This window comes from Streptomyces sp. NPDC043680 (assembly GCF_056436685.1).
Map to the genome: position 1 here is coordinate 81,820 of NZ_JBWKCE010000007.1, position 11,512 is coordinate 93,331.

Consider the following 11,512-nt stretch of genomic DNA (forward strand, 5'->3'; position numbering starts at 1 on the left):
TGAGCCGCCGGTCGGTCAACGCGCATCTGCGTCGCACGCGCCGTACACGATCACCGACTGGAGCAGGGCCTGACAGCCGCGCACCAGCTGGGCGTCCGAGGTGTCCTCCTTGGGCGAGTGGCTCACCCCGCCCCTGCTCGGCACGAACAGCATGGCCGTCGGCACGTACTGGGCCAGCACGCTCGCGTCGTGCCCGGCGTAGCTGAGCAGCCGCTCCAGGCGACCACCCGTGATGCGGCAGGCCTGCTCGACGGTGTCGCACAACGCCGGGTCGAATTCGGTGATCCGCTTGTCCGAGATCCGCTCCACCGAGACGGTGCAGTTCTCGTCTGCGGCCGTCCAGCGGGCGAGCGCCTCGAGTTCGCGGGTGGCTTCAGCCAGCGCGTAGGGCGAGCCCGACCGCCACTCGACGACCAGACGGGCCTCACCGGGCACGACGTTGGGCGCACCCGGTACGAACTCTATGAAACCGATGTTCATGACCATGTCCCGGTCGATGCCCAGGACCATCGGCTGTACACGGCTCGCGAGCTTCATCGCGGCGCGACCGGCGTCGGCGCGACCGGTCATGGGCGTCGTACCCGCGTGGTTGGTCTCGCCGAAGAAGGTCACCGCAAAGCGCTGGACTCCCACGATCCCCTCGACCACCGCGAGTTCCGTTCCGGCCGCCTCCATGCGCGGGCCCTGCTCGATGTGGAGCTCGAGGAAGGCGGAGATGTCGCGTATGCCTTCGCCGGAGCAGAACGCGGTCGACCCGGTCAACCCGCCCGTCGACTCCGGACGGGCGCCTTCCTCGTCGAAGAAGCCGACGATACGCAGCGACCGCGCCGCCGGGTGGCCCGCCTCGTGCAGCGCCCGCAGGATCTCCAGCGCGGCGATGGTTCCGTACGCGCCGTCGAGCCGCCCGCCCGCCGGGACGGTGTCGGTGTGCGAGCCGATCAACAGGTACGGGCCTTCGGAGCCCGGCGCCGTTCCGAAGACGTTTCCGATGGCGTCGACGTGCCGGACCAGGCCGGCATCGGCGATGCGTTGGGCGAACCACGCCCGGCCCGCCACGTCGGCCGCGGAACCGGCCACCCTGTCGACGCCGCCGTCGGGCCTGCCGCCGATCGAGGCGAAGTGCGCCAGGTCGTCGAGGAACCGCTCTTCGGAGATGCTGACCCTGTCGAGGGCCGTAGTCATGGTCGTGGGCGTGGGCATCAGTGGGCACCGCCTTGGGACGTGAGCTCGGATCGGGCACCGGAACCGAGGGAGACGAGCCGGGCCAGCTCGGCCGCGTCGACCATGGAGACGTCCGCGACGCGGCGGTCCGGGTCGGCGACCGCGGCTTCTGTGAACCGCTGGAAGTGGCGGGCGAGGCGCCCGATGGCAGACCGGTCGAAGAGCCGGGTGTGGTAGCGAAAAGAGATCCGCAACGACGTGGTGCTCTGGAGAAATTCGACCGACAGTTCGCACTGCCCCTCCTGCTGGGGCACGTCGAAGGGGGTGAGGCGCAGCCCTGCCACCTCCAGCTCCAACCCCGCCGCCTCGCCGGTGGCCAGGAGGTCGGCCAGGGGGTCCAGCCGGTTCGTCGTCACCATCGTCGCGGCCACCTGCGTGATCGGTGGTCGACTCGGATCGTGCGGCAGACCCAGCGCCTTGGGCAGCAGCGCGAAGGGGTACCCGACGCGACCGATGCCCTGCCTGATCTGTTCGTCGAGCGAGTGGAACAGTTCGGTGAAGGTCGTCGAGCGGTCGAAGTGGGCCGACAGCGCGAGTGAGTTGACGAAGTAGCCGACCAGGTTGCCGGCCTTGTGGCCGGCCCGCGTGGTCGTGGGCCAGCCGACCAGGAAGTCGTCCTGGCCGCTGTGCCGGTGCAGGGTGGACTGGAAGGCGGCCAGCAACAGGACGAACGGCGTGACGCCCGCGCCGAACGCCGCCTCGCGCAGCCGGGCGGTGAAGTCGTCCGGCAGCCGCAGCTCGTATGTGTCGCCCTCGAAGGTCTGCCGGGGCGGTCGTGGCCGGTCCGTGGGCAGGTCCAGCACACCTGGTGCGCGCGCACACACGCCTCGCCAGTACGCCTCCAGTTCGGCCCGGCGCGGCGAGGCCAGCAGCTCCTGCTCGGCTGCCACGTGATCGTTCCAGGTCAGCCTCAGCGGCTTGGCGGACGAGGTGGTGCCACCCGCACCGTACGCGTCCAGCAGGTCGCGCAGGACGATGCCCTGCGAGTACGCGTCGGTCGCGATGTGATGTGCCGTCAACAGCAGCACGGCGTCGTCAGCGGTGCGCCGGATCAGGTCGGCCCGGAAGGCGGCGCGGGTCAGATCGAACGGCTCCGTGCTCAGCGATCGGACGAAGGAGTGCAGCTCGGCGTCATCGAGCCGACCGACCTCCCGCACGCACAGCTCCGGCAGGGCGGAGGCAGTGATCACGCGCCGGAGCCGGCCGTCGTCCTCCGTGAACGACGATCGCAGCATGTCGTGCCGCTGCGCCGTGGCGGCCAGGGCCCGCTGCAGCGTGCCCAGGTCCAACGTCGTGCGGATCCGCACGGCGACGGCCACGTTGTACGCCGAGCTGTCCGGCGCCATCCGGTGAAGGAACCAGAGTGCCTCCTGGCCGATGGACACGCCGGCCGTCATCGGCTGCCCAGCAGGTCGTGCAGATGCGCGGTCAGCGCGGCGACGGTGGGGTGGTCCCAGGCGATGGTCGGCTCGACCTCCAGTTCGAAGCGATCCTCGATGTCGCCGCACATCGTCATCGCGTAGACCGAGTCCAGACCCATCTCGACGAACTTCACGTCGGGGGGAATGCTGTCGGCCGACACCTCGAGGTAGAAGGCAACACGGTCCGCGAGCCAGTCGCGGATGTCCTCCGCGGTGACGGGGGCGGTTCTGTCAGCGGTGTCTGTCATGGTTGGCGTACTCCTGATCAGGCTCTTGTACGGGGAAGCGCGGTGCAGGCCAAGTCGAACGTGAGCCCGGCATCCGCCCGGGCCAGCAGTTCGTCCAGGACCCGCCTGCGGGTGGTGTCGTCGAGGGGCTGCGGCCGGTGGCCGAACCGAGTACCCAGCCGGCGCCGTACGGCTTCCGCGAGGCCGTCCGGGGCGGGTAGTTCACGCGGCAGGCGTGCGGGGGCCGAGGTGTCCGGCAGGGCCGCAAGGTGGAGCAGGGCGGGCAGGTCCCGGAGCTGCTTCTGGAAGATGCCGTGCGGGCCCTCGCGCAGGTACGAGCGGGCGCCGAGCAGCACGGTCAGCTCGTTCCCGGCCTGCCTGACGACATCGTGGACCAGGCCGGAGGTTCCGGGCAGGCCGGCGAGTCCGTCGCAGATCAGCACGTCGAGGAAGATGCCGGCCAGCAGGTTTCCCGAGTGCGGGATGTCCGTGACCCGGCGCCCGTAGAGCATCCGGCCGTGGGCGAAGTCGAGCGCGACGCGCAGCTGGCTGTCGACGGCCCCCACCGCCATGCCGGACAGCAGCGCGGGGACCTCGGGCCCGTACAGATCCAATACTCCCGAGCCGGGCAACGGGCATCCGTGGAAGGTGTACTCCGCCACCACGCTGCCCTCCAGGGCGATCAACTTCCGCGCGGGACCACGGTGTACGTGCGCGGAGGGCAACGTGGACAGATCGAGCAGCAGCCGGGCCGGCGTGCCGTCGTCGGTCCGTAGCCCGAGCACCGCGTAGCCGTGCGGGTCCGGGCCGAGCACATGGGCGCGGCCGTTCAAGATGCCGTCGGCCACACGCAGTCCGGCATCGGCCGCCACCGCGAACGGGGCGGCTTGCGGAGGGCGCGGCAGGCCGTGGGCCGCGGCGAGACCGGGCACGCCCAGCCGGGCGGCGAGCGCGGTGTCCCGGCGGAACACAGCGCGTCCGAGCTCCACCAGTCGTTCCCGGCCCGATCGCTGCGCCAGCGGTCCGCGCAACACGTCGTCGGCGGCCGTGAACGGCTCCCGCCTCTCGTCCGCCGCCAGGATGGCGTCGAAGCCCAGTGGGTTGGCCGGGTCGAGCGAATCACCGAGACGCTTCTCGGCGAGTACAGCAGTCATCGGGGGGCCTCCTCGGGCCGGTGGACAGGAAGCGGCTCGCAAAGCTCCACCGGCGTGGTGGGCGGGTGCCCGAAACGGGCCTGCGGGCGTGCCGCATGCACCACCGGTCTCGTGGGCAGGCTGGGCACGGCCGTCGTCGCGCTCATGGCGTCGCCTCTCCCCCGTCGTAGCGTCGCAGCAGCTCCGGCAGCAGGGAGTCTGTGCCCACGGTCTCGACCGGGTGGCCGAGGCGGGCCAGCAGCCGGGCGAGAATGACCCCCAGCCGGCTGGTGTCGGGCCACCGGTCGCGGTTGTGCGACCACAGCTGCGCGCACGCGAAGGCGGCGAACAGCAGCGTGTACCGCTCGGCCAGGTCGAACGCCTCCGGTCGGGTATCCCGGGCCGAGGGGCGCATCCGCGCCATCTCGTCGTGCAGGGTGTCGGAGATCCGACGCAGTTCCGCAACGTGGGGCACCGCGTCGTCCAGCGGCGCCTGGGTGAGGGTGCAGCCACCGAGTGACATGAGGCTCAACCGGTCGCGGTCGAAGGCCGGGGGCGCGGACCGGAGCGTCGTGGCCGCTGCCAGGCCGGCCTCGTCGAGTGTGCCGCGGCGCCGACCACGCACGAGCATGCCGAACTGGTTGACCAACGCCAGCAGGTTGACCACGGTGTTGCCGTCGAAGATGCCGACGATGCGGTGGTCGCGGGCCACCTTCTGGAAGGCGCCGTCGGCCGTGTAGGCCTCCGCCCCGAGCACCCCGGCCAGTCGCTCGATCATCGCGTCCACGGTGGTGGGCACGAAGTGCTTCACGACGGCGGACAGGATGCTCAGTTCCCCGGTGAGCGCGTGCAGCGAGCGGGCCGCTACCGTCGACACCGCCTCGACGGTGAGCAGGTCGGCGTACGCGTCGGCCAGGACGGCCGCCGCCTCCGGGTCCTCGTCGGGCCGGCTGTGTTCCACCGCAAGCCTCAAGGCGTGATCCGCCGATCCCAGCGAGAGCGCTGCGCAGAGCGTGCGGGTGAGCTGGAGGCTCTTGAGCACGATCTCGGCGCCTTCACCGGGGGCCCCGATCATGGCCCCTGCGGGCACGGACGCGCCGGTGAACGCGATGCCGCTGATGTCGGTGCCACGAATGCCGTGGGTGCGGACGGCGGGTAGCGTGCGGTAGGTGTCCGGTGGCAGATCACGCTTGTCGACGGTGAAGAGGCTGAACCCGCGGCTTCCGCCGTCGGCCTCAGTGCGGGCCAGCACGCACAGCCGGCACCCGCGTGTCGCGTTGTTGATCAGCCATTTCTCGCCGTCGAGGCGGTAGCGGCCCGGTGAGGCCGCGGCCGTCAGCTCCCCCGCGAGGATGTCGCTTCCGTGGTTCCGCTCGGTCAGACCGAAGGAATGCACTGTACCGGCCATCACTTCCCTGCCCGTGAGGACGGCCTGTTCGGGAGTGCCGGCCACCCATGTGCACACCGCCCCCAGGTAGGTCGCGGCGTGCCCGATCGCGGTGGTCAGGTCGCGGGCGGCGACGCGACGCACGATCTGGAGCAGCTCCTCGTAGTTCCTCAGGCGGCCGCCGTACTCCTCGGGCACGTAGTGCGCGCCGAGCCCGCGCGCGTGGAGCTCGGCGACGATGTCCTCGGGGAATTCCTCGGCGCGGTCCAGCTCCAGGACGCGTGAGGTGGAGAAGGCGCGGTCCGGGTCGCGGGGGTCGCCGAGGGCGCGCTCGAACGCGTCGGCCAGAGCGACCGGGTCGTAGGCGAGCGTCATACCGCCGACACCTCCGCGCGGTATCGGGCCCGGACCGGGGCATCCAGATCCTGGAGCCGGGACTCCAGGGCGTCGTCCATGAAGAGCCGGCGCATCAGGGTGCGCTGGACCTTGCCGCTGGTGGTCTTGCGCACCTTGCCGGGACGCATGAGCACGACGTTGGCGACACGCGTCTGCAGGTAGGCCCCCACCAGGTCGCGCACCAGGGCGGCCAGTGTGGCGAGGTCCTCGTCCCTGGCCGCGCGGACCTCCTGGACCACGACCAGTTCCTCCTCCGGCGCGGGCACAGTGAACACGCACCCGGCGAGACCGGCGAACGCGTCGTGCCCCGTGGTGATCTCGCGCTCGACATCGTGGGGATATACGTTGCGGCCGTTGAGAATGATCATCTCTTTGATACGGCCGGTGATGTAGAGCTCACCCTCGTCGAGAACGCCGAGGTCGCCGGTGCGCAGGAAGCCCTCCGCCCCCTCGGCGGTACGGGCGCGGAAGATGTCCTGGGTGGCCTCGGTGTTGTTCCAGTAGCCGCGGGCAACGCTCTCTCCGCGCAGCCAGATCTCGCCGACGTGGCCGTCGGACAGAGTCCGCAGGCTCTTCGGGTCGACGATCCGGATGTCGAAACCCTCGACCCGGCCGCTGCTGACCAGGCTCAGACCGCCGTCCGCCGGGTCGAAGATGTGCTTCTCCAGGGCGGCGGGATCAACGGACGTGATGACCGGGGCTTGCTCGACGGGCGTGCCCGCGACGAAAAGGGTGGTCTCCGCCATGCCGTAACAGGGCAGCAGCGCCTCCCGCTTGAATCCGGCCGGCGCGAACCTCGCGGCGAACCGGTCCAGGGTGGAGGCATTGACGGGCTCGGCGCCGTTGCAGGCGATCCGCCACCGGGACAGGTCGAGTCCGGCGATGTGGGCGTCGGTGAGCCGCCGGGCGGCCAGGTCGTACGCGAAGTTCGGCGCGCTGCTGACCTCGATGCCGTGCGTGGAGATGATCTGGAGCCACAGCTGCGGGCGCTTGAGGAAGTCCATGGGCGACATCACGTACACCGTGGTGCCCAGGAACAGCGGCTCCAGCAGTAGCCCGATCAGCCCCATGTCGTGGTACATCGGCAGCCAGCTGCACATGCGGGTGGAGCTGTCCAGCACCATACCGTCCCGCATCAGGGTGAGGTTGGCCAAGAGCGCGTCGTGGGAGACCATCACGCCCTTGGGGTCACTGGTGGAGCCCGAGGTGTACTGGAGGAAGGCGAGCGTCTCACCCTCCGGACGCTGCCAGGAGGCGTGTTCGGAGGCATCGGCGGTCAGGGTGTCCGAGGCGAGCACCGGCAAGGCGTCGAGGCCGTCGCGGTCACGCCAGCCGGTGACGTCGGCCAGGTTGGCGGCGTCGGTCAGGACGATCGTCGCAGCGGTGTCGAGCGCGATGCTGGTGGTGCGGCTCTGGCGTCCGCGGGTTCCTTCGGGCAGCGGGGAGGGCACCGGTACCACACCGGCGTACATACAGCCCAACAACGCGGCAGCGAAGGCCGCACCGGTCGGGTACAGCAGCAGGGCCCGGTCGCCGTGGGAACAGTGCTCGCCGAGCCGGATCGCGACCGTGCGGGCTGCCGCGTCGAGTTCCGCGTAGGTCATTGCTTCCTCGACGAGCCCGGTGGCGCGGTAGCGGACGTGCACCAACGCCGCACGGTCGGGGGCCGTGCGGGCGTGGCCCATGACGGTGTCGATGAAATCGGCGGGCATGGCTGGGTCGTCCTCTCTCCGGGGCGTGCTCCGCGCTTGCCATGAGGGCGTGCGGGATGATCCCCTGTGCCGAGGAGGTACGTACGCACATCAGGCACGCCGGTCGGCGTGGTGGTACACCTCTGTGGGCCGCCGAGTGGCCGCTCGGCGGCCTCGCACTTTCCAAGGCCGGGGCTGGTCGTGATGACCCCTGCATGGTGCGAGGCACTTCTATACGGCGCCCATGCCGTTCCTACGAAGAGCGTCCGGACATGCGGCCGCCCCGCACAGGGTGACGGGGGACACCGAGTGCGGGGCGGCGGTTTCTGGGGGCGGTGGTGCCGCTCAGGAGGAGGAGATCTCCACGTCTCCCGAGGACGCCTTGGCCGTGATCGAGGACTTCGCGGCCGGGTCGCTGGGCACCCGAACCTCGCGCTTGCCCGAGGTGGTGGTCACGTCGACCTTGTACGGACCGCCCGGGACCTTCAGCGTCATGCTGCCGGAGCCGGTGTCCGTGGTGACCGAGGAGGGCGCCGCGGCGAACTCCAGGCGGGTGCTGCCGGAGTCGGTGCGGACCTCGGCGCTCGGGCCGGCCAGAGCGGTGCCGGTCACGGTGCCGGAGGAGGTCTCGACGTCGAGCGGCCCGGCGATCTTCTCGGCCTTCACGGAGCCCGAGGTCGTCTTGACCTTGGCGGCCGCGACGCCGGTGACGGACACCGTACCGCTGCTGTTCTCCAGCTTGACCTTGGCGGAGGAGGGAACCTTCAACTCATAGTCGATGTAGCAGTTGTCGCAGCCGTTGGTGAAGGTCAGCACTCCGCCGGTGACCTGCTGCGTGGGCTTGGGTTCCGCGGTGTCGCGGTAGTGGACGGTACGGTGGACGGTCACCCCGGTGCCTTCCCCGGGCGTGATGCTGATGGAGCCGCGCCGGGCATCGGTGACCTCGACCGAGGTGACGGCCTCTGAGACCGTGGCGTCGGCAGTGGTGCTCTTCATGTCGCCGTCCGTATCGGAGCATCCGGTCAAGAGAAGGCCAGCGACGAGAGCGGCGGGTATCAGGGCGTGGCGGCGGTCGGTGGTCATGATGTTGCTCCTCATACTCGGACAGGGCCCCCCGCAGGAGCCTGCGCTTCGTCGCTATCGTTCTTCTCTACGTGCAGGTCAGTGGCGCCCTTGGAGCGCCGGGCGAGCTTGTTGGGCCACCAGAAGCGGCGGCCGATGTCCGTGGCGAGGCCGGGTACGAGGACCGTGATCACCAACAGGACCTCCAGCAGTACCCCCAGGCCGACCATGACGCCGATCTCGGCCATGGCGACGAGCGGCAACACCGCGAGGACGGCGAAGGTGGCCGCGAGAACGGTCCCCGCGCTGAGGATCACGCCCCCGGTGGCCGCGAAGGCACGGCGTACGGCCTCGCGCGGGGTGCCGTGCGCCGCCTCCTCGCGCATCCGGTCCACCAGGAAGATCGTGTAGTCGACACCCAACGCCACCAGGAAGATGAACCCGTAGAGGACCAGCGACGTGTCCACGGCCGGCCAGTCGAAGACGTGCCGGAAGAGCAGCCAACTGGCGCCGAGGGTGGCGAAGTACGAGACCACGACCGCGCCGACCAGGATCAGCGGAGCCAACAGGGAGCGCAGCAGGATGATCAGGACCAGCATGGTGACCGCGAGCGCCAGCGGGATGATCACCTTGCGGTCGTGGTCCTGGGCACGCGCCACGTCGAGGGTCGCCGCGGTGTTGCCGCCCACGAGCACGTGGGCTTCGGGAATGGCGGCCGCGGCCGCACGCATCCGGTCGATGGTGTCCTGTGCCTCGGGGCTGTTGGAGGCGTCGGACAGGATGACGGAGAGGGAGGCGAGTTCGCCGTCGGTGGACAGGCGGGGCTGCTGAACCGCGGCCGTGCCCTCGACCCGGAGCCGCTTCGCGGCCTCGGCGGCGTCCTCGGCATCGACGATCACCCGGGCGGGCCGGGCCGCACCACCGGGATAGTGCCGGGCGAGCAGTTGCTGGCCCGTCACGGAACCGGTCTCAGTACGGTAGATGTGCTTGTAGTCCAGGCCGGTCTTGACGCCCATGCTGCCCATGGCCAGGGCGCCCAGCACAAGGAGAGCGGCGACCCAGGAGACGCGGGGGCGGGCGGTGACGCCGGTGCCGATGCGTGCCCACAGGGTGGGCTTGTCGGCGACGGGGGCGTTGTGGCGGGGTACCAGCGGCCAGAAGATCCAGCGGCCGCACAGGACCAGGAGTGCGGGCAGCAGGGTGAGCGTGGCGAGCAGGGCGCAGGTGATGCCGACGGCGGCGACCGGGCCCAGCGCCCGATTGGACTTGAGCTCGGCGGCGAGCAGACACAACAGAGCCAGGCACACGGTGGCAGCGGAGGCCGCGATCGTGGTGGACGACTTGCGCAGGGCCGTCTTCATGGCGTCATGGCGGTCCTCGTGGGCGCGGAGCTCCTCCCGGTAGCGGGAGAGCAGCAACAGGGCGTAGTCGGTGCCCGCACCGAAGACGAGGACGAGGAGGATCGCGGCGCCCTGGCTGTTGACGACCATCCCGGCGTGCACGGCCAGCAGGTAGACCACGGCCTTGGCGAGTTCGGCGGTCACACCCGCGACCACCAACGGCAGGATCCACAGCACCGGGCTGCGATAGATGAGGAGCAGCAGCAGGGCGACGACTCCTGCGGCGACGTACAGCAGTGTGGTCTCGACGCCGCCGAAGGCGTCCGTGGAGTCGAGCTTGTCGCCGGCGGCGCCGGTCAGCCGGGCCTCCAGGCCGTCGGGCAGGTGGTCCTCGACCTGAATCCTTACCTCCTTGATGTCCCGCGGCTTCGCATCTCCGTCGAGGATCACCGGGAGGCTGAGGGCCTTCCCGTCCTCCGCCGGGATCGCGGCGGGCACGGTGCGGCCGGTGAGCGCGGAGATCCGGGCCCGGTCGCCGTTCACCTTGGCGAGGTCGGAGTCGGTGAGCTTGCCGTCCCTGGCGTAGACGACGACACCCGACAGGTCGTCGCCGCCGGCGAACCGATCGGCAAGTTCTGCCACTGCGGTGGACTGGGCCCCCGAGGGGAGCGCCTGGGTGAACTCGTTCTTCTGGGCGCCGGCCAAGCGGCCTGCAAGGGGGACGGCGACGGCGGCGAGGATGAGCCAGGCGGCAAGGACGAGCCATTTCGACCTGCGACCGCACGGCATGAGCGCGCTGAACACTCGTTCTACTAAGGACACGGGGTCTCTTTCCATGGGAGGGATGACGCACATCAGGACTTCACTGGTGGCGCGGGGCCCGGACCTCGGGTGGCCGCCCTGCGGTCCGGGATTCCCGCCGGGTCACTCGACTTCGCGCATCATCTTTTCCATGGAGTCGAGACGGACCCTGATGTCGTTGATTTCGCCGACCAACTGCCCCTGGCGCTCGCTGATCTGCTCCAACAGCTCGCGGTAGCCGTCCTTGCTGGCCGCGGCGCGAGCCTGGTAGATCTTCACCGCCGCGAAGGCCGCAGCGACGAGCACCACGGCGATCACGGTCAGCAGCGTCTTGTCATTGGAGCTCGTCCAGGCACCCGCGGCGTAACTTGCCCCGTACATGCTCTACTTACCAGCCTTCTCGTTGTCTTCGGTGAGGGTCGGGACGAGGGCGGCGACGGTAGCGGCGCTCAGCTCGAAATCGAACGGTGCGACCTCGAAGTACTTCATCGCCTTGCCGCTCTCCGACATTTCCAGGGCTCCGGTGATCAGACCCGCGGCCTCCAGGCGTTGCAGATGCATGTGCAGGAGGGGCCTGCTCATGCCCATGTCGCGCGCCAGCTGACTGACGTAGTTCCGTCCGTCGGCCAGCGCCGCCACGATCCGCAGACGGTGCGGATTCGCAAGCGCCGAGAGCATCCTCAGCAACTGGTCACCTGTCATAGTCTCGTGACTCATGGCCACATCCTCTAACACGTGTAAGAAGATTCTTACACGTACCCGATGGCCCGTCAACACGAAGGCCCGTACGACCTGTCGGCGTCGTACGGGCCTTCGTGTCCATGCGGTGGTGC

The 11,512-nt window shown here is 69.9% G+C and carries 10 protein-coding genes; all 10 read right to left on the reverse strand.

The genetic code is table 11. The features are described 5' to 3' along the window. Positions 1-15: 15 nt before the first annotated feature. The 10 genes from AC0666_RS17090 to AC0666_RS17135 all read right to left on the reverse strand — a co-directional run bounded on the left by AC0666_RS17090 (position 16) and on the right by AC0666_RS17135 (position 11,396). On the reverse strand, positions 16-1,182 hold the full coding sequence (locus AC0666_RS17090) for a M20/M25/M40 family metallo-hydrolase (protein ID WP_468971202.1): 1,167 nt from the start codon (positions 1,180-1,182) through the stop codon (positions 16-18). Positions 1,183-1,199: 17 nt separating this feature from the next. Continuing rightward, on the reverse strand, positions 1,200-2,606 hold the full coding sequence (locus tag AC0666_RS17095; protein WP_468971204.1) for a condensation domain-containing protein: 1,407 nt from the start codon (positions 2,604-2,606) through the stop codon (positions 1,200-1,202). Positions 2,607-2,614: 8 nt separating this feature from the next. After that, positions 2,615-2,890, reverse strand: coding sequence for an acyl carrier protein (locus tag AC0666_RS17100; protein WP_468971206.1), 276 nt, complete (start codon positions 2,888-2,890; stop codon positions 2,615-2,617). A gap of 17 nt (positions 2,891-2,907) precedes the next feature. After that, positions 2,908-4,023, reverse strand: a complete 1,116-nt coding sequence (locus AC0666_RS17105) for a hypothetical protein (RefSeq protein WP_468971207.1) — start codon at positions 4,021-4,023, stop codon at positions 2,908-2,910. A gap of 142 nt (positions 4,024-4,165) precedes the next feature. Next, positions 4,166-5,764, reverse strand: coding sequence for an acyl-CoA dehydrogenase family protein (locus tag AC0666_RS17110; RefSeq protein WP_468971209.1), 1,599 nt, complete (start codon positions 5,762-5,764; stop codon positions 4,166-4,168). Next, positions 5,761-7,497, reverse strand: coding sequence for a fatty acyl-AMP ligase (locus AC0666_RS17115; RefSeq protein ID WP_478707853.1), 1,737 nt, complete (start codon positions 7,495-7,497; stop codon positions 5,761-5,763). The genes AC0666_RS17110 and AC0666_RS17115 overlap by 4 nt, the downstream gene beginning before the upstream one ends. A gap of 324 nt (positions 7,498-7,821) precedes the next feature. After that, entirely contained in the window at positions 7,822-8,472 is a 651-nt protein-coding gene (locus tag AC0666_RS17120) for a DUF4097 family beta strand repeat-containing protein (protein WP_478707854.1), read from the reverse strand. A gap of 98 nt (positions 8,473-8,570) precedes the next feature. Beyond that, positions 8,571-10,682, reverse strand: a complete 2,112-nt coding sequence (locus AC0666_RS17125) for an MMPL family transporter (protein WP_478707855.1) — start codon at positions 10,680-10,682, stop codon at positions 8,571-8,573. A 120-nt stretch (positions 10,683-10,802) separates the two neighbouring features. Next, on the reverse strand, positions 10,803-11,060 hold the full coding sequence (locus tag AC0666_RS17130; protein ID WP_053788474.1) for a hypothetical protein: 258 nt from the start codon (positions 11,058-11,060) through the stop codon (positions 10,803-10,805). A 3-nt stretch (positions 11,061-11,063) separates the two neighbouring features. After that, positions 11,064-11,396: an ArsR/SmtB family transcription factor gene (locus tag AC0666_RS17135; RefSeq protein WP_053788475.1), complete on the reverse strand. Its 333-nt coding sequence runs from the start codon at positions 11,394-11,396 to the stop codon at positions 11,064-11,066. Between the last annotated feature and the right edge of the window lie 116 nt (positions 11,397-11,512).

What these genes read in the sequence shown, in the direction of transcription:
- AC0666_RS17090 (WP_468971202.1), bottom strand. Translation starts at nt 1,182, where the DNA reads ATGACTACGGCCCTCGACAGGGTCAGCATCTCCGAAGAGCGGTTCCTC.
- AC0666_RS17100 (WP_468971206.1), bottom strand. Translation starts at nt 2,890, where the DNA reads ATGACAGACACCGCTGACAGAACCGCCCCCGTCACCGCGGAGGACATC.
- AC0666_RS17105 (WP_468971207.1), bottom strand. Translation starts at nt 4,023, where the DNA reads ATGACTGCTGTACTCGCCGAGAAGCGTCTCGGTGATTCGCTCGACCCG.
- AC0666_RS17110 (WP_468971209.1), bottom strand. Translation starts at nt 5,764, where the DNA reads ATGACGCTCGCCTACGACCCGGTCGCTCTGGCCGACGCGTTCGAGCGC.
- AC0666_RS17115 (WP_478707853.1), bottom strand. Translation starts at nt 7,497, where the DNA reads ATGCCCGCCGATTTCATCGACACCGTCATGGGCCACGCCCGCACGGCC.
- AC0666_RS17120 (WP_478707854.1), bottom strand. Translation starts at nt 8,472, where the DNA reads ATGAAGAGCACCACTGCCGACGCCACGGTCTCAGAGGCCGTCACCTCG.
- AC0666_RS17130 (WP_053788474.1), bottom strand. Translation starts at nt 11,060, where the DNA reads ATGTACGGGGCAAGTTACGCCGCGGGTGCCTGGACGAGCTCCAATGAC.
- AC0666_RS17135 (WP_053788475.1), bottom strand. Translation starts at nt 11,396, where the DNA reads ATGAGTCACGAGACTATGACAGGTGACCAGTTGCTGAGGATGCTCTCG.